We start from the raw sequence: 15351 nt of genomic DNA on the forward strand, positions 1-15351 counted from the left end.
TTTGTTCAGGGATTCGCTGGTTACAACCGGAACGAACCCACCGAAAACAAGCTTCGAGCGAACACACTTCTAGCTTTTTAGGGCCTAACAGTGTGGCTTTTGGCAGTGAAATCGGGAGGTGGACAGGAGGCAGCCAGCGCAACGACCAAACTTACACCGATTCCCGAACATTGTCTAATCCGGGGCACCAAGATTTAGGGGGTAGTCAAAACTACCACCGCTCGGACGCGATCGCGCCGCGTTTCCGTATTCAGCGTCTGCAACGTCACAACCGCAAGAAAACAGACTGCAGCCTGCGGATTCATGTTGCGTCGGCACTCCTTTGTCCCGAGACAAGAGTGACGCTTGGGTGCCACGGGCGTCAAGCCCCGGCGCCGCGTTTCACATTTATCGCGTGTGATTGTTGCTGTCCGGCAGACCGTTTGACCAACCCTCGACAGGCAGAAGGGACCACCGCAGCATCACTCGCTGCGATGGTCCCCTAGTCCGCTGTGTGGGCGCGAATCAGCGCCCGGCACCCATGGGCTGCGACGTCGCCTTCATGTCCTCGATGATGGCGTGCTGGGCCGCCGGGGGCAGGGTGTGCAGGATCTGGCGAACGCGCTCCTGGCGTCGGCCGAGGCCCTGCCGGTACGGCAGACCCGGGGTTGCGGTCATCTGCGGAATGATGCCTTCGATGTCCTCGACACCACCGGTGTTGTGGCCGGCGTCGGCGAGCGCCTGCTCGCGTGCAGCCTGCGCTTCGTCCTTCTCCTCCGACATACCGATCGGCCCGATCATGCGGCCGTTGAGGAACTGCTTGACGACCGGCTCGTCGCTGGTCAGCAGCACTTCGCGGGGTCCGAACATCACCAGGTTGCGACGGAACAGCATGCCGATGTTGTCGGGCACCGTACGGGCGAGGTTGATGTTGTGCGACACGATGAGGAACGTGGCGTCGATCTGCGCGTTGATGTCGAGGAACAGCTGGCTGATGTAGGTCGTACGGACCGGGTCCAGACCCGAGTCCGGCTCGTCGACGAGGATGATCTCCGGGTCGAGAACGAGCGCACGGGCGAGGCCGGCACGCTTGCGCATACCGCCGGAGATCTCACCGGGGAGCTTGTACTCCGCACCGGTCAGACCGACCATCTCCATCTTCTCCATGACGATCTTGCGGATCTCGGACTCGCTCTTCTTCGTGTGCTCACGAAGTGGGAACGCGACGTTGTCGAAGAGGTGCATGGAGCCGAACAGCGCGCCGTCCTGGAAGAGCACACCGAACTTCTTGCGAACCTCGTAGAGCTCCTTGTGGTGGCACGTCGTGATGTCGACGTTGTCGATGTAGATGTGCCCCTCTTCGGGCATCAGCAGCCCGATGAGCGACTTCAGGAACACCGACTTACCGGTACCGGATGGACCGACCATCAGGCTGATCTCACCCGGCGGCAGCGTCAGCGTGACGTTCTGCCAGATGTTCTGGCGACCGAACGACTTGGTGACACCCTCAACCCGAACTTCGAGCCCCATGTCGAACCTCCACGATTGAATCTGGTCGGCCGTTTGCAGAAATCACGCAGCCGAGTAGTGAGTGAACTGGATCACGTTGTTCCCATGATATGCAGGCTTCCGCGATTCGGGGGTGGGAGATTTGTGAAAAGTGTGACGCAATTTACGCGTGTTGCCTTGCGGCGACACCGTGTCGCACGTTCAATGTCCGGTTCGGCGCACGCTCAGCGGCGAAATTCGGGTATCACCCGCTCCGCGAACAAGCGGGCCGACGACTCGTCGTAGGCAAGGTCGGCGAAGTTCGTGATCGCATAGGCAAGCCCCAGGTCCTGCAATTTCTGTAACTGCTCCACGACCTGCTCGACGGTACCGACGAGTGGCCCGCTCCGGAACATTCCCGAAAAGCGGCGCAACTCGGATTCGGAGATGAGCGGACGGTAGTGCGCGTCGATCCAATCCAGCCTGTCGGCGACGTCCTTCTCGGTCTCTCCGATCACCACGTTGTAGTTCGCCGATCGGATGATCTCGTCGAAGTCGCGGCCCAGATCGCGGGCGTGCTCGGCCAGGATCGCCGACTTCTGGGCGAAGGTCTCCGGCGTGCCGTCGAAGTTCGTGTACTGCGCGTACTTCGCGGCGATCCGCAGCGTCTTCTTCTCGCCCCCGCCGGCGATCCACAACGGAATGCCGCCGGGTTGCCGGGGCAATGGCTGCACGATCGCGCCGTCGACCTGAAAGAACCGCCCGTCAAGCGTCACGTTCCCGGTGCGCCACGCCTGCGTGAAGATCTGGACGCCTTCCTCGAGGGCGCGCAGTCGATCACCCGCTCCGGGGAAGCCGTATCCGTACGCTCGCCATTCGTGCTCGTACCACCCGGCGCCGATGCCCATCTCGACGCGTCCGCCCGATACGTGATCGACCGTCGCGGCGACTTTGGCGAGGTAGGCCGGGTTCCGGTACGCGATGCACGTGCACATCTGGCCGAGCCGGATACGTTCCGTCGACGCCGCGAAGGCCGCCATGAGCGTCCACGCTTCGTGGGTTGCCTCCTGCGTCGGAGCCGGCACGGTGTGGAAATGGTCGTAGACCCAGAGCGAATCCCACGGTCCGGCGTCGGCTTCCTGCGCGAGGCGCTTGATCAGAGGCCACTGCTGCGCCGGTTCGACGCCGACGAGGTCAAGGCGCCAGCCCTGTGGGATGAAGATTCCGAATTGCACTCCCACAACGCTACTCACGCCGCGAAAAACCCGCAGGGAGCCAAAGGGTTGACTTCCGCCGAACCCCGTGCGGTGCTTCGGAAATGCAAAAACGCCCGGTCCGAAGACCGGGCGTTGACGCAGTAAGAAGTACTTACTTGACCGAGACGCTAGCGCCAGCGGCGACCAGCTTCTCCTTGGCAGCCTCAGCGGCTTCCTTGGCGACCTTCTCGAGGATCGGCTTCGGAGCACTCTCAACGAGGTCCTTGGCCTCCTTCAGGCCGAGGCCCGAAACGATCTCACGGACGACCTTGATGACCTGGATCTTCTTGTCGCCAGCGCCCTCGAGGATGACGTCGAACTCGTCCTGCTCCTCGGCAGCCTCAGCCGGAGCACCGGCAGCAGCGCCACCGGCAGCCGCGATGGCGACCGGAGCAGCAGCGGTGACCTCGAAGACCTCTTCGAACTTCTTGGTGAACTCCGACAGCTCGAGGAGGGTGAGCTCCTTGAAGGCGTCGATCAGCTCGTCAGTGGTGAGCTTCGCCATGATGGCGTTCCTTTCGTTGTCCCGTCGCTGATCCGCGACCGGGAATGGTTTGTGATGCGCGGTTGCGGATCAGCTATTCGGCGGCCGTGTCGGAAGCATCGGTGGCGGGAGCGCCACCTTCTTCTCCGGCCTTCTTTTCCTGCAGCGCCAGCGACAGGCGTGCAACCTGCGACGCCGGAGCGTTGAACAGGCCAGCAGCCTTCGCGAGGTTGCCCTTGAAGGCACCCGCGAGCTTGCTGAGCAGAACCTCACGCGAGTCGAGGTCTGCAATCTTGTTGACTTCGTCGACGGACAGCGTCTTGCCGTCCATGAAGCCACCCTTGACGATCAGCGCCTTGTTGTCCTTGGCGAATGCCTTGATGGCCTTCGCCGCGTCCACCGGCTCGCCCGTAACAAAGGCGATAGCGGTGGGGCCGACAAACAGGTCGTCGAGTCCGACGACGCCCGCTTCTGCAGCGGCACGCTTGACCAGGGTGTTCTTGGCGACGGAGTACGTGGCGTTGGCACCAAGTGCGCGACGCAGCTCGGTGAGCTTGCCGACCGACAGACCGCGGTATTCGGTCACGACGGCAGCCGACGAGTTCTTGAACTGCTCCGTGATCTCTGCGACTGCAGTGATCTTTGCGGCGTTTGCCATACTTCGCCTCCTCTCTGGTTCTCGAGTCCTACGTCCAGACGAGGCCAAAGCAGCGAAACGATTTAGGGCCGGAAACGACAGGAGCCCCGGACGCAGAGCGCACCGGGGCAAGAACACTTTCAGCCTGAGCTGAAGTCCCTTATCTCGATTCATCCTGCGTGGGTCGCCGGTCGGGCCGGACCTTCAATCGCTTTGCAGCGATGACCTACGGTCTTCGGTAGAACGTGATTGGGCGGCCATCGAATACTCGAAGGCCAGAAGTTAGAGTACGCGGCGAGGATTCGAAATCCAAAACGGAGGCAACGATGCCAACTGATCTGGAGATACGCGCGGGATTCGCCGACGCGAATGGGCTGAAAATCGCCTACGAGGACATCGGTAACCCGAACGATCCGCCGATGCTGCTGATCATGGGTTTCAGCGCGCAGTTGACCGCGTGGCCGCTACCGCTGGTGGAGCGATTGGTCGAGGGCGGCAATCGCGTCATCCGTTTCGACAATCGCGATATCGGCCTCTCGAGCAAGATCTCTGGGGCCCGCGTCGAAGGCAACAACCTGGTTCGCGCCGCACAATTCTGGACACTCGGGCGGCCCGCCAAGGTCCCCTACACCCTCGTCGACATGGCCAAGGACGCCGTCGGCGTGCTCGATCACCTTGGCATCGAGTCGGCGAACGTCGTGGGCGCCTCGATGGGTGGAATGATCGCCCAGATCGTCGCCGCCGAGCACGCCGACCGGGTCCGGACGCTCAGCTTGGTCTTCACCACGACGAACGAACCATTCCTGCCGCCGCCGTCCGCTCGCTGCTTCAACGCGCTCTTCGGCGGACCGGGAGCCAACGCCGGCCGGGCCGAACGGATCGATTTCTCCGTGCAATTCATGAAGAGCATCGGCGGACGCAAGTACCCGGTCAGCGATGCCAAAATCCAGGAAGAAGCCGAGAAGAACTACGAGCGCAGCTACTACCCCGCCGGAATCGTCCGGCAGCTGGCCGCGACGATCGGCACGGGCAGCCTCGTGCAGTACACCAAGCGGATCAAGAGTCCGACGGTGATTCTGCACGGCACCGACGACCCGCTCGTGCGTCCCCAAGGCGGCAAGGCGATCGCGCGCCGGATCCCGCACGCGCGACTTCACCTCATCGATGGCTGGGGCCACAACTTCCCCGAGGAGCTGATCCCCGACATCGCCGCGATTCTCGTCAACAACGCGGCGCAGGGTCGCTAGCCGACGCCTACTTCGTCGTCGGCGTCGCCTCGATCTTCGCCGTCACTTCGATCGTGGTCTTCGTCGCGCCGTCGATGTACTCGCAGGTGAACTTGTCACCCGCCGGCACCACCTTGAGGCCGGTTCCGCAGTTCACGGCGACCGGGTGACCAACCTCTTTGGTCTTCTGGTCCGTGAGGTCCTTGGACAGCTTCGCCAGGTCGTAGACCGCGTCGAGGCTCGTGATCGACTTGATCGATCCGTCTTGGAGCACAACGCCGACGCGGACCTTGTTGTTCTCCAGGTCCGCGGTGCAGACGTAGGTCTTGCCGTTCTCGGAGTTGTTCATCTGCTCCGGGCAGTGCACGGCCGACACCTTCTTGTTCAGACCGCTTTGCTCGTACGACTTGTTCAGTTCGTCGGCGACCGTCGTTTGCAGATCATCGACCGTGACTGGCTTCGAACACCCCGCGATCGCAAGGAGCGGGAGGGCAAGGACGGCAGCGAAACGGGCAGTGCGCATGAGATCTACCGTATTGGAGCGACGCCGAGTTCGCTTGTGGAGTAACGCATACAGCTACCTGGCGTCACTTGGATTCGTGGAGTTCCCAGCTCGTCGCGCCGTTCTCCCCGACGGTGACGATCATCGTGCCGGACTTGGTGCTCGACCGCATCGCGCACTCGAAAGTCCCGCCGGTGGGCACCTCGATGAATTCCGCGGACCCACAGTCGACGACCGCATCGCTCTCCGACAAGCTCTCCATCAGGTCGCGTTCGGTCTCCTTGGTGTCCAGGCGCTGCAGCTGGCCGCTGGTTCCCGCGGCCGTGGTCGTCTTCTCGGCGCTCACCGTCGTGCTCGCAGCGGGAGTGCTCGGCGCGGAACTGCACGCACCGAGAACCAGAGCCAGACCGCCGACGGACACGAGGAACGAAAGTCGCTTCACTCTGGGTGATGCTAGGGGCAGACCGCCGGGTTCGCCTGTCGAGCAAATCCGGGGCCAGACTTCCGCACACGAAAATCGCCGCCCAGGACGAATCCTGAGCGGCGACTTCACGAACTACGAGGTCTTAGTCCTCGAGCAGGTTACGCACACGGTTCGGGTCAACCGGGATGCCCGGGCCGAACGTCGTGGTGACGGTGATCTTCTTGACGTAGCGGCCCTTTGCGGTGGACGGCTTCGCACGCAGAACCTCATCGAGGGCAGCGCCGTAGTTCTCGACCAGCTTGCTGGTGTCGAACGAGGCCTTGCCGATGATGAAGTGCAGGTTGGCGTGCTTGTCAACGCGGAAGTTGATCTTTCCGCCCTTGATGTCGTTGACGGCCTTGGTGACGTCCGGGGTCACGGTGCCCGTCTTCGGGTTCGGCATGAGGCCGCGAGGTCCGAGGATACGAGCGATACGACCAACCTTGGCCATCTGGTCCGGCGTCGCGATCGCGGCGTCGAAGTCGAGCCAGCCGCCCTGGATACGAGCGATGAGCTCGTCCGAACCGACTGCGTCAGCACCAGCTGCTTCCGCCTCATTCGCCTTCTCACCCACGGCGAAGACGATCACTCGAGCGGTCTTACCGGTTCCGTGCGGCAGGTTCACGGTGCCGCGGACCATCTGGTCGGCCTTACGCGGGTCGACACCGAGGCGCATAGCCACCTCGACGGTCGCGTCGGTCTTGGTCGACGAGGTCTCCTTGGCCAGGTTGGCCGCCTCGAGTGGGCTGTACAGCTTGGTGCGGTCGATCTTCTCGGCCGCGGCGCGGTACGCCTTGCTTGTGTTTGCCATTTCTTACTGTCCTTCTGATGGTTCAGTCGTGGTGAACAGGCCTGGCCGGCCTTCCCACGTCGGCGCCGCTGACAATTCAGCAGAGCTCGAATGATTCTTAGTCGGTAACCGTGATGCCCATCGAACGAGCGGTACCGGCGATGATCTTCGCGGCCTGCTCGATGTCGTTGGCATTGAGGTCTTCGGACTTGGTCTTGGCGATCTCACGGACCTGGTCCATGGTGACCTTGGCGACCTTGACGCGGTGCGGCTCCTTCGAGCCCTTCTGCACGCCTGCAGCCTGAAGCAGCAGCTTCGAAGCCGGCGGGGTCTTGAGCTTGAACTCAAAGGTCCGGTCTTCGAAGACCGAGATCTCTACCGGGATGACCTGGCCACGCTGCGACTCGGTAGCCGCGTTGTAGGCCTTGCAGAACTCCATGATGTTGACACCGTGCTGACCGAGCGCGGGACCAACCGGAGGTGCCGGGTTAGCCATACCTGCCTTGATCTGCAGCTTGATGACCGCAGTGAGCTTCTTCCTCTTCTTGGGTGGCATTTCCTTATTCCTGTCTCATCTCTGCGGCTGTGACCACAGAGCCGGTAGCCGGAACGTGGGTTTCCGGCTGAAAACACTGCGCTGTCTGGGCGAGCGCCCAGAGCGGCGCAGTGTTAGATCTTGGCGACCTGGGTGAAGCCCAGCTCGACGGGGGTTTCACGACCGAAGATCGACACGAGGACCTTGAGCTTCTGGGCCTCGGCATTGACTTCGCTGATGCTGGCGGGCAGCGTCGCGAACGGACCGTCCATGACGGTGACAGATTCGCCGACCTCGAAGTCCACGAGGATCTTCGGCTTGGCGACGGCTTCCGCGATCGTCTCGTCGCCGGCGGCTGTCGCCGGCTTCTTGACTGCGGTGTCCTTGGGGGCAAGGAACTTGACGACGTCCTTGATGCTCAGCGGCGACGGACGCGAGGTCGCGCCGACGAATCCGGTAACACCCGGGGTGTTACGGACGGCCGACCAGGACGCGTCGTTGAGCTCCATGCGGACGAGGATGTAACCCGGCAGCACCTTGCGGTTGACCTGCTTGCGCTGGCCGTTCTTGATCTCGGTGACCTGTTCCTTGGGCACTTCGATCTGGAAGATGTACTCGCCGACGTCCAGGTTCTGAATGCGGACCTCGAGGTCCGTCTTCACCTTGTCTTCGTATCCGGCGTACGAGTGGATGACGTACCAGTGACCCGGCAGAGCACGCAGCTCGGTCTCGAGCGCCTTCACCGGGTCGACGACAGCAGCGTCGACACTGTCGACGGCCGTGCCCTCTTCGGGGAGGTCGTTTTCCGAGGTCATTAACGCGCTCGCTTCCTTCGCTTACGTGGGCGGTTTGGTTAACCGAAAAGCCAGGTGACGCCCTTGATGAACAGCACGTCGAGTCCACCGATGTAAGCCACCATGAAGACCACGAACACCAGCACGACGGCGGTGTACGTGACCATCTGCTTCTTACTCGGCCAGATGACCTTGCGCAGTTCAGCCAGGACTTCCCGGAGGTACTTACGAATGCGCTTGAAGATGTTCGGCCGAGCCGTATCCGTCTTCGACGCCTTCTTACTGCCGGTGGGAACGGCCTCGACGGCAGTCGACTCGACTGCCGTTCCGGCCGGGCGAGTGGTTCGCGTGGACCGCTTGCCGGTCGGCTTCGCGGTTGTGCCTTCGGGCTCCTCGCTCACCATTCACCCTCTCCGTCAGTTGCACCGTGGGCAGGGGCGACAGGATTCGAACCTGCGACCTGCGGTTTTGGAGACCGCTGCTCTACCAGCTGAGCTACACCCCTTCGGATTCCCCGGCCCTCTTCAGGACCTGGTAACCCACATTTCTTCCGGGATAACACAACACACGCGCTGCCTACTTCGCAAAGCTGGGCAGGGCAGCGCGCAGCACTTGAGTTACCTCGAATGCCTACTGTACTGGACGCCACGCTCTCGAAAGAAATCGCCGCGAGGCATCCAAGACAGGTCAGGCGAGACGGACCGTAGCCGTTGCCCGACCGAAGATCCGACGACCGTCCTGCCTGGCTGTGATGGCGATGACCGCGGTCCGGTCCTCGTCGTCGACCGACCGCACTCGACCAGAGAATTCGACCTCGGCAGCCTTGTCCGCCGCCACGTAGACCGGGCTGGTGAATCGGACGCTATAGGCCTTGACCGCGCCCGGGTCGCCCAGCCACGAGGTCACGAAACCGGCCCCGAGACCCATGGTCAGCATGCCGTGTGCAACGACGTTATCCAGGCCGGCGAGCTTGACGACTTCGTCGCTCCAGTGAATTGGATTTGCATCGCCGGAAACGCCCGCATAATTCACCAGATCGCCGCGAGTCAGTTTCACCACGCGTTCGGGCAATTCCTCGCCGACCGAGATCTCGTCAAACTTGCGTAACGCCATGCATCATCACTCCTCTGACAGCGTCCGAAACGTCGCTGTCGACGTCATCGCCGCTGCGCGCGATGAGCGTGGTGAAAGTCGTCTGAATGAGTTCGCCGTACTGATTCGTCACGAGATTCTTCGTGACGATGATGTCGGTTCCGGCCATCTGACGAAATGAATCGACATAAACATCGCAGGTGAGGCGATCGCCTACCTTGATCGGCTGGTGAAACTCCAGCACCTGATCGGTGTGCAGGATAGAGCTGAGGTCGTATCCGTGGATGAGGTCCTCGAACAGTCGCTTCTGCGCGATGATGCCGACCAACGAGATGAAGGTCAGCGGAGCGAGAAGACTATCGTGTCCGAGTTCCGCTGCATCAGCTTCGAACCAGTGGGCCGGGTGGAAATCCTGAACCGCGCGAGCGTATTCGCGAACCTTTTCTCGACCGACTTCATAAAAGTCGTCGACGCGATAGTGGGAACCCACCATCTCGGCCGCATTTCGCGTCGGGTTGAATTCGACCCGGGCCACCGACTCTGTCGAAGCGACTGCAGTAGAAACGCCATTCGTCACGAGCGAATTCACCTGTCTGGCCGTTGCCGATAAACGTCAGTTCGTAACGTACCGTCCCAACAGCCTGACAGTCGGTAGCGAACTACCGCGATTCGCGGTGCGCCCGGTGAGTGTTGCAGTTCGGGCAGTACTTCTTTATCTCGAGGCGATCAGGATCGTTACGCCGGTTCTTCTTCGTGATGTAGTTCCGGTGCTTGCACTCCTCGCACGCCAACGTAATCTTCGGGCGCACGTCCGAGCTCTTCGAGGCCACGCTTGCCTCCCCTCCCAGGTCGATTTCTCGATATAGTTACGACTTCCAGTCGGAAGCCGCTGTTGTAGCGATGGGCGGACTTGAACCGCCGACACAACGATTATGAGTCGTTTGCTCTACCGACTGAGCTACACCGCCTTGCGGCAAGGTGCACACCGAACCAGGCGCTGTAACACCAAACGCTGCGAGCCCCCTAACGGAATCGAACCGTTGACCTTTTCCTTACCATGGAAACGCTCTACCGACTGAGCTAAGGGGGCCTACCCCGTTTGCGTGGCTTTCGCCGTGCTTTCGGGGCCTAGAGAAGGTTACACACCGAAGGTTCCAACTGCCAAACCAGCATGTGAGGGCCCCCAGACCGGACCGGCCGGAGATCACAAAATGCCCCGCGACGGGGCTCTGCGAGCCTGGTCACGGGGCATTTTTGGAACCTGTGGCAGATGTAGGATTCGAACCTACGTAGCTTGCGCGACGGATTTACAATCCGCTCCCATTGGCCGCTCGGGCAATCTGCCATGCCAGATCAGACGAGTCCGATCCGGCGCTAACGAGGATACAACGAAGCGGGTGCCTCAATGCAAACCCGGTGGCCGGGGTACCTTTTCTATCGTTCTTATCGGCCCACCCAGCGCAACGCACAGGAGTGAAAGTGGCGGATTCGTCGTTCGACGTGGTCAGCAAGATCGATCGGCAGGAAGTCGACAACGCCTTGAACCAGGCGGCGAAGGAGCTTTCGCAGCGGTACGACTTCCGCGGCACCGGCGCCAAGATCGAATGGTCGGGAACCGAGGCGATCATCCTGCAGGCCGAGGCCGAAGAGCGCGTGAAGGCCGCTCTCGAGGTCTTCCAGGAGAAGCTAATCCGTCGCAACGTCTCGCTGAAGGCGTTCGACGCCGGCGACCCCGTCGCCTCCGGGAAGATCTACAAGATCACCGGCAAGCTCGTCGAAGGCATCAGCTCGGAGAACGCAAAGAAGATCTCGAAGATCATTCGCGACGAAGGCCCCAAGGGCGTCAAGGCCCAGATTCAGGGCGATGAGCTCCGCGTGAGCAGCAAGAAGCGTGACGACCTGCAGGCCGTCATCGCGTTGCTCAAGGGGCAGGAACTGGATATCGCCCTGCAGTTCGTGAACTACCGGTAGTTCCCGACTTACCCCACGCGTTCGATCGTGTAGGCGACGAGGCGGTTCATGGCCTCGTTCGCCGGGCCCTGCGGCAGCCGAGCAAGCTCTTCCTGTGCCTGCTTGGCATAGCCGGCCAGCGTTTCCTTCGCGTGCGCCATCGCGTCGGATGCGCGCAGCAATCTGAGCGCTTCGTCGACGTCGGCGTCGTCGGTGATCGGACCGGCGAGGAGCTCCCGCAGGCGGGCGCCTTCTGCGCTCGTGTCCGCGAGGGCGTAGAGCATCGGCAGCGTGCGCACGCCCTCGCGCAGATCCGTGCCCGGGATCTTGCCCGACTGCTCGGACAGCGAGCAGATGTCGATGAGGTCATCGGAGATCTGGAATGCGGTACCGACGATGTCGCCCAGACGCGCCAGGCGATCGATCTGCTCATGCTCGGCGCCGGAGCACGTGCCGCCGAAGCGGCCCGCGGCAGCGATGAGTGAACCGGTCTTCTCCCACACCACCCGCAGATAGTGATCCACCGGGTCGCGGTCCTTGGCGCCGATCGTCTCGCGCATCTGACCCGTCACCAGTTCGGCAAACGTCTCGGCGATGATGCGGACGGCCTCGGCACCAAGCGTCGAGACCAAGCGCGAAGCGTGCGCGAAAAGATAGTCGCCGGCGAGGATCGCGAAACTGTTCCCCCACCGTGCGTTGGCGCTCGGCGCTCCCCGACGCATGTCCGCTTCGTCCATGACGTCGTCGTGGTACAGCGTCGCAAGATGCACGAGTTCGACCACCGTCGCTGCGGTGATGATGTCGGGATCATCCGGATTCGGCCCGAGCTTGCCGCTCAAGATCGTGAAGAGTGGCCGGAATCGCTTTCCGCCGGCCTTGGCCAGGTGAAGTGCTGCTTCGGTGAGGAAGTCCTCACCGTCCGACAATTCGGCGATGAGAAGATCCTCGACACGGCGCAGGCCGTCGGCGACCGAAGCCGCCAGCGCTGGGTCGCCGAGATCCACCCCGGCAACGACGTTGCTCATGAGCACACCGTAATTCACGTGCCGTGCCAATTGCAGGTCGGGCCGTCACTTCACTCCGCGTTGACCCCTGCCAAGATGGATGTCATGAGCGACGTGAACTCGATGCCGGCCAGCACGGACGTCCTGGTCGTCGGCGCCGGACCTGCAGGTTCGTCGGCGGCCGCGTGGGCCGCCGCATCTGGTCGTTCGGTCCTGCTCGCGGACTCCGCAGTGTTCCCACGAGACAAGACCTGCGGCGACGGCCTCACTCCCCGTGCGGTGGCCGAGCTCGATCTTCTCGGGCTCGGTGACTGGGTCCGGGCTCGAAGCATCAGCAAGGGCCTGCGCATGTGCGGGTGGGGCAAGTCCGCCGAACTGCAGTGGCCGAAAGGCTCGTTCCCCGTCGTCGGCAGCGCCGTCCCGCGCACCGAACTCGACGACCGCATCCGCTTGAACGCCGTCGAGCGTGGCGCCGTGATGGCTCAAAGCGCGAAGGCCGTAAGCGTCGAATCGACGGACAACCGCGTCACCTCCGTGACGTTCAAGACCGCTGACGGTCTGCGCACGGTCAGCTGTCGCACTCTGGTCGTCGCCGACGGCGTGAAGTCGACGCTCGGCAAGCAGCTCGGCCGGGAATGGCACCAAGACCTCCCCTATGCGGTCGCCGCGCGCGCCTACATCAAGTCCGGGCGCAGCGACGATCCGTTCATCACCGGGCACATGGAGATCAAGGACCCGGCGGGTGGATTCGTGCCGGGCTACGGCTGGATCTTCCCGCTCGGGAACGGCGAGGTGAACGTCGGTCTCGGCTCGATATCCACCAAGAAGCGTCCCGCCCGCGTCGCTCTCCACCCGCTACTCGAGCAATATGCCGAGGAACAGCGCAAGGAGTGGGACTTCGTCGGCGAGGTCCGCGCCCTGCGTTCGGCGTTGCTGCCGATGGCCGGCAGCGTCTCCAATTTCGCGGGTAAGAACTGGGCCTGCATCGGCGATGCCGCGGCCTGCATCAATCCGCTCAACGGCGAAGGAATCGATTACGGCCTCGAAGGCGGTCGCCTACTCGCCGCGATGCTCGACGAGCCGGATCTGACGCAGGCCTGGCCGAACGAACTGCGCACCCACTACGGCTCGGCCTTCTCGATCGGACGTCGGGTCGTCGCATTGGGCACCCAGCCTGGCGTGTTCCGCGTCGGTGGGCCGCTCGCACTGCGGTCTCGACGGTTCCTGAACGTCCTGCTGCGCACGATGGGCAACCTCATCACCGAAGAGGACAAGGATCTCGTAGCGCGCATGTGGCGCACGGCCGGCCGGGTGTCGATGCGGTTGGATCAGCGCCCGCCGTTCAGCTGAGCGCACCCTGGTCGGGAACCGCGAATACGAAGCCGACTGACGTGGTACACCCACAATGTGGCGCTTGGTGATCAAATCCAGATCGGCCCGCTGACCCGCATGATCGTCGGCCAAGAGCTCATCATGGCGGCGGGCCAGCCGGACGTATGCAACGTGATCGTTCACCGCACCGGTGAGCTCTTGGTGGTCGTCGACACCGGTGCAACATCAGTCGTTCGAGACGCGATTCGATCCATTGCCGACGACCTGCGGCCCTGGTCGAAGGTCCTACTGCTCACGACGCACGCACACATCGACCACGTCGCGAACAACGACCTCATTCACGAGCTCGGAGCCGGTCTCGACCCAGCGGATGTGCAGCATTACGTCAGCGCCCACGATGCCGCCCAGTACCCCGCCAGCGTCGGCTATTGGGTGACGAGCATGTCGCGCGTGTCCGGATTGGCACCTGGCTTCGACGACCCGGAAGCCGCAGCGCGCCGGCTGCTGGGGTTGTTCGAGCCGGTCGTCGCGGTCACTGACGTCACGAGGACGTACGAGGAACTTCCGCTCGAGCACCTGACGATCGGTACTCAACATCTGTCGGGTTGGTCGTTCGCCGACGGTGCGGTTCAGGTTATCCGCTCGCATGGCCACTGCGCCGGGCACGTCGTCGTCTACCTGCGCGACGCCGGCCTACTGCACCTGTCCGACGAGCCGAACGGCCCCTGTGGGGCCCTGCATGACGCCAGCCAACTGAACATCTTCGCAATCGCCGCACAGGCCCTGACGCTCGTCGAAACCGGTGCCGTCGAGTCAGTCACGGTTGGGCATGAATTCACCGTGTACGACCGACCCGCGGCGGCCGCTCGCCTGACGAGGCTGCTTGAACATGCCTCGGCGATGGACGGCCTCGCGCAACGCCTCCTCACCGATGAGGTCGACGACATGTCCGCGTTCGCTCGCGACTTCATCGCGGGGTGTCAGGAGATCGGCGTCTCCGGCGCGAACCCGAACCCGATGTTCTTCACGATGATGGCGACGTCGAAGCTGCGAGAACTCGGCATGATCGTGAATGGTCAAGGTGCCCAACAGACGTGGCGACGGCCCCGGCTAATGGACTGATTCGCCCAGGACAAGTTCCACGCCGGAATGCCGGAAGACTTCGAGGAGTCCATTCCAGGTCTGCTCGGCAAGTGCCTTCTGCACATGGTGAAAGTCCATGAGCACGAACCGGAACGGCTCGTCCCGCGGAGTGCCGAAGCCGCCCCGCAGGCAGTCGGCTAGCGCGTCGAGGTTGCTGCCGAAGTATCCGCCCGGACCGTTGACCGCGCGACCGAGCTCATCGAAGAGCTCGGCCTTCGAATCGATCTTCTTTCCGTACAGAACGTAGGTCTTCATCGGCCCTCGATCTCGCAGAACGTCTCATAATGATCGCCCGTGTAGTACGCGGCCGGAGGATCATCGAGCGGAGTCCCACCCGTCACGATCCGGCGGGTGCCTCGATTCTGCGCTCCCGGAGTCGCCACCGTGTACTCGTGGTAGTACCCGCGCCCCATCTTCGGCAGGACGCCTTCGTAGTTGCCGAACACCGCGCCATCCTTGCCCGGATTGTCGAACGGTCCACCTTGTTCGATCCGATGCATCACGTCGGTTGCCTCCCGCGGGAGCGCGGAAAGCCGGCACGTGGCAAGACCGGATTTTGCACTGCCGGGCTCCGAGAGCGCGGTCATGGTGGCATGAATGTCGGTTGGTGCGGCCGTCGGTCCGCACCCGGTGAGGACGGTCAGCGCGATCGCGACGAGCGCGCCGCGATGGGTCA

At 62.7% G+C, this 15351-nt stretch carries 20 protein-coding genes and 4 tRNA genes; 4 read left to right on the forward strand and 20 right to left on the reverse strand.

The window, feature by feature from the left end; translation table 11 throughout:
* Positions 1-504: 504 nt before the first annotated feature.
* The 4 genes from F600_RS0125900 to rplJ form a co-directional block, all read right to left on the reverse strand.
* Positions 505-1509 carry an ABC transporter ATP-binding protein gene (locus F600_RS0125900; RefSeq protein WP_018163587.1) on the reverse strand — a complete coding sequence of 335 codons (1005 nt, stop codon included), beginning with the start codon at positions 1507-1509 and terminating at the stop codon, positions 505-507.
* A gap of 203 nt (positions 1510-1712) precedes the next feature.
* Complete coding sequence (locus tag F600_RS0125905; RefSeq protein ID WP_026306967.1) at positions 1713-2702, reverse strand: LLM class F420-dependent oxidoreductase; 990 nt, start codon at positions 2700-2702, stop codon at positions 1713-1715.
* A 133-nt stretch (positions 2703-2835) separates the two neighbouring features.
* A complete protein-coding gene (gene rplL, locus F600_RS0125910; protein ID WP_018163589.1) occupies positions 2836-3228 on the reverse strand; it encodes a 50S ribosomal protein L7/L12 in 393 nt (130 codons plus the stop codon).
* A gap of 73 nt (positions 3229-3301) precedes the next feature.
* Positions 3302-3865, reverse strand: coding sequence for a 50S ribosomal protein L10 (gene rplJ, locus F600_RS0125915; RefSeq protein WP_018163590.1), 564 nt, complete (start codon positions 3863-3865; stop codon positions 3302-3304).
* A gap of 323 nt (positions 3866-4188) precedes the next feature.
* Here rplJ and F600_RS29900 point away from each other — a divergent pair, with 323 nt between their 5' ends.
* Positions 4189-5091, forward strand: a complete 903-nt coding sequence (locus tag F600_RS29900) for an alpha/beta fold hydrolase (RefSeq protein WP_370670703.1) — start codon at positions 4189-4191, stop codon at positions 5089-5091.
* Positions 5092-5098: 7 nt separating this feature from the next.
* Here the strand turns inward: F600_RS29900 and F600_RS29905 are convergent, their stop codons facing one another.
* The 13 genes from F600_RS29905 to F600_RS0125985 form a co-directional block, all read right to left on the reverse strand.
* Positions 5099-5593, reverse strand: coding sequence for a DUF4333 domain-containing protein (locus F600_RS29905; RefSeq protein WP_018163592.1), 495 nt, complete (start codon positions 5591-5593; stop codon positions 5099-5101).
* A gap of 64 nt (positions 5594-5657) precedes the next feature.
* Complete coding sequence (locus tag F600_RS0125930; protein WP_018163593.1) at positions 5658-6014, reverse strand: hypothetical protein; 357 nt, start codon at positions 6012-6014, stop codon at positions 5658-5660.
* Positions 6015-6138: 124 nt separating this feature from the next.
* Positions 6139-6846 carry a 50S ribosomal protein L1 gene (gene rplA, locus F600_RS0125935; RefSeq protein WP_018163594.1) on the reverse strand — a complete coding sequence of 236 codons (708 nt, stop codon included), beginning with the start codon at positions 6844-6846 and terminating at the stop codon, positions 6139-6141.
* Between the two features lie 97 nt (positions 6847-6943).
* Complete coding sequence (gene rplK, locus F600_RS0125940) at positions 6944-7381, reverse strand: 50S ribosomal protein L11 (RefSeq protein WP_018163595.1); 438 nt, start codon at positions 7379-7381, stop codon at positions 6944-6946.
* A gap of 113 nt (positions 7382-7494) precedes the next feature.
* On the reverse strand, positions 7495-8175 hold the full coding sequence (nusG, locus tag F600_RS0125945; protein ID WP_018163596.1) for a transcription termination/antitermination protein NusG: 681 nt from the start codon (positions 8173-8175) through the stop codon (positions 7495-7497).
* A gap of 38 nt (positions 8176-8213) precedes the next feature.
* Positions 8214-8558, reverse strand: coding sequence for a preprotein translocase subunit SecE (gene secE / locus F600_RS0125950; RefSeq protein ID WP_018163597.1), 345 nt, complete (start codon positions 8556-8558; stop codon positions 8214-8216).
* A 28-nt stretch (positions 8559-8586) separates the two neighbouring features.
* A tRNA-Trp gene (locus F600_RS0125955) sits at positions 8587-8659 on the reverse strand.
* Positions 8660-8841: 182 nt separating this feature from the next.
* On the reverse strand, positions 8842-9267 hold the full coding sequence (gene hadB, locus F600_RS32520; RefSeq protein ID WP_018163598.1) for a (3R)-hydroxyacyl-ACP dehydratase subunit HadB: 426 nt from the start codon (positions 9265-9267) through the stop codon (positions 8842-8844).
* The gene (gene hadA / locus F600_RS32525) at positions 9248-9739 is read right to left on the reverse strand and encodes a (3R)-hydroxyacyl-ACP dehydratase subunit HadA (protein ID WP_081629044.1); all 492 of its coding nucleotides are present in this window, start codon (positions 9737-9739) and stop codon (positions 9248-9250) included. Before hadA ends, hadB begins: the two co-directional genes overlap by 20 nt.
* A gap of 166 nt (positions 9740-9905) precedes the next feature.
* A complete protein-coding gene (rpmG, locus tag F600_RS0125970) occupies positions 9906-10076 on the reverse strand; it encodes a 50S ribosomal protein L33 (RefSeq protein WP_018163600.1) in 171 nt (56 codons plus the stop codon).
* 65 nt (positions 10077-10141) lie between these two features.
* Positions 10142-10214: transfer RNA gene (locus tag F600_RS0125975), tRNA-Met, on the reverse strand.
* A gap of 49 nt (positions 10215-10263) precedes the next feature.
* A tRNA-Thr gene (locus F600_RS0125980) sits at positions 10264-10336 on the reverse strand.
* A gap of 174 nt (positions 10337-10510) precedes the next feature.
* Positions 10511-10591 (reverse strand) — tRNA-Tyr (locus F600_RS0125985).
* Between the two features lie 134 nt (positions 10592-10725).
* On the opposite strand from F600_RS0125985, the gene F600_RS0125990 reads away from it, so the two are divergent.
* Entirely contained in the window at positions 10726-11217 is a 492-nt protein-coding gene (locus F600_RS0125990; protein WP_026306968.1) for a YajQ family cyclic di-GMP-binding protein, read from the forward strand.
* 8 nt (positions 11218-11225) lie between these two features.
* Here F600_RS0125990 and F600_RS0125995 read toward each other — a convergent pair whose 3' ends face one another.
* Positions 11226-12221, reverse strand: coding sequence for a polyprenyl synthetase family protein (locus F600_RS0125995; RefSeq protein WP_040632713.1), 996 nt, complete (start codon positions 12219-12221; stop codon positions 11226-11228).
* Between the two features lie 75 nt (positions 12222-12296).
* Between F600_RS0125995 and F600_RS0126000 the strand changes: the two genes are divergently transcribed.
* Both F600_RS0126000 and F600_RS0126005 read left to right on the forward strand, forming a co-directional pair.
* Positions 12297-13550 carry a geranylgeranyl reductase family protein gene (locus tag F600_RS0126000; RefSeq protein WP_018163603.1) on the forward strand — a complete coding sequence of 418 codons (1254 nt, stop codon included), beginning with the start codon at positions 12297-12299 and terminating at the stop codon, positions 13548-13550.
* Positions 13551-13607: 57 nt separating this feature from the next.
* Positions 13608-14654: an MBL fold metallo-hydrolase gene (locus F600_RS0126005; RefSeq protein ID WP_018163604.1), complete on the forward strand. Its 1047-nt coding sequence runs from the start codon at positions 13608-13610 to the stop codon at positions 14652-14654.
* Here F600_RS0126005 and F600_RS0126010 read toward each other — a convergent pair.
* Together F600_RS0126010 and F600_RS0126015 are read right to left on the reverse strand one after the other, a co-directional pair.
* Positions 14643-14930, reverse strand: coding sequence for a barstar family protein (locus F600_RS0126010; protein ID WP_018163605.1), 288 nt, complete (start codon positions 14928-14930; stop codon positions 14643-14645). The two genes, F600_RS0126005 and F600_RS0126010, sit on opposite strands and share 12 nt — an antisense overlap.
* Complete coding sequence (locus F600_RS0126015) at positions 14927-15262, reverse strand: guanyl-specific ribonuclease (RefSeq protein WP_174523562.1); 336 nt, start codon at positions 15260-15262, stop codon at positions 14927-14929. The genes F600_RS0126010 and F600_RS0126015 overlap by 4 nt, the downstream gene beginning before the upstream one ends.
* Between the last annotated feature and the right edge of the window lie 89 nt (positions 15263-15351).

The sequence above is a fragment of the Smaragdicoccus niigatensis DSM 44881 = NBRC 103563 genome (genome assembly GCF_000380645.1).
Lineage (GTDB): Bacteria > Actinomycetota > Actinomycetes > Mycobacteriales > Mycobacteriaceae > Smaragdicoccus > Smaragdicoccus niigatensis.

What these genes read in the sequence shown, in the direction of transcription:
- F600_RS0125900 (WP_018163587.1), bottom strand. Translation starts at nt 1,509, where the DNA reads ATGGGGCTCGAAGTTCGGGTTGAGGGTGTCACCAAGTCGTTCGGTCGC.
- rplL (WP_018163589.1), bottom strand. Translation starts at nt 3,228, where the DNA reads ATGGCGAAGCTCACCACTGACGAGCTGATCGACGCCTTCAAGGAGCTC.
- rplJ (WP_018163590.1), bottom strand. Translation starts at nt 3,865, where the DNA reads ATGGCAAACGCCGCAAAGATCACTGCAGTCGCAGAGATCACGGAGCAG.
- F600_RS29905 (WP_018163592.1), bottom strand. Translation starts at nt 5,593, where the DNA reads ATGCGCACTGCCCGTTTCGCTGCCGTCCTTGCCCTCCCGCTCCTTGCG.
- rplA (WP_018163594.1), bottom strand. Translation starts at nt 6,846, where the DNA reads ATGGCAAACACAAGCAAGGCGTACCGCGCCGCGGCCGAGAAGATCGAC.
- rplK (WP_018163595.1), bottom strand. Translation starts at nt 7,381, where the DNA reads ATGCCACCCAAGAAGAGGAAGAAGCTCACTGCGGTCATCAAGCTGCAG.
- nusG (WP_018163596.1), bottom strand. Translation starts at nt 8,175, where the DNA reads ATGACCTCGGAAAACGACCTCCCCGAAGAGGGCACGGCCGTCGACAGT.
- secE (WP_018163597.1), bottom strand. Translation starts at nt 8,558, where the DNA reads ATGGTGAGCGAGGAGCCCGAAGGCACAACCGCGAAGCCGACCGGCAAG.
- hadB (WP_018163598.1), bottom strand. Translation starts at nt 9,267, where the DNA reads ATGGCGTTACGCAAGTTTGACGAGATCTCGGTCGGCGAGGAATTGCCC.
- hadA (WP_081629044.1), bottom strand. Translation starts at nt 9,739, where the DNA reads ATGGTGGGTTCCCACTATCGCGTCGACGACTTTTATGAAGTCGGTCGA.
- F600_RS0125995 (WP_040632713.1), bottom strand. Translation starts at nt 12,221, where the DNA reads ATGAGCAACGTCGTTGCCGGGGTGGATCTCGGCGACCCAGCGCTGGCG.
- F600_RS0126000 (WP_018163603.1), top strand. Translation starts at nt 12,297, where the DNA reads ATGGATGTCATGAGCGACGTGAACTCGATGCCGGCCAGCACGGACGTC.
- F600_RS0126010 (WP_018163605.1), bottom strand. Translation starts at nt 14,930, where the DNA reads ATGAAGACCTACGTTCTGTACGGAAAGAAGATCGATTCGAAGGCCGAG.
- F600_RS0126015 (WP_174523562.1), bottom strand. Translation starts at nt 15,262, where the DNA reads ATGACCGCGCTCTCGGAGCCCGGCAGTGCAAAATCCGGTCTTGCCACG.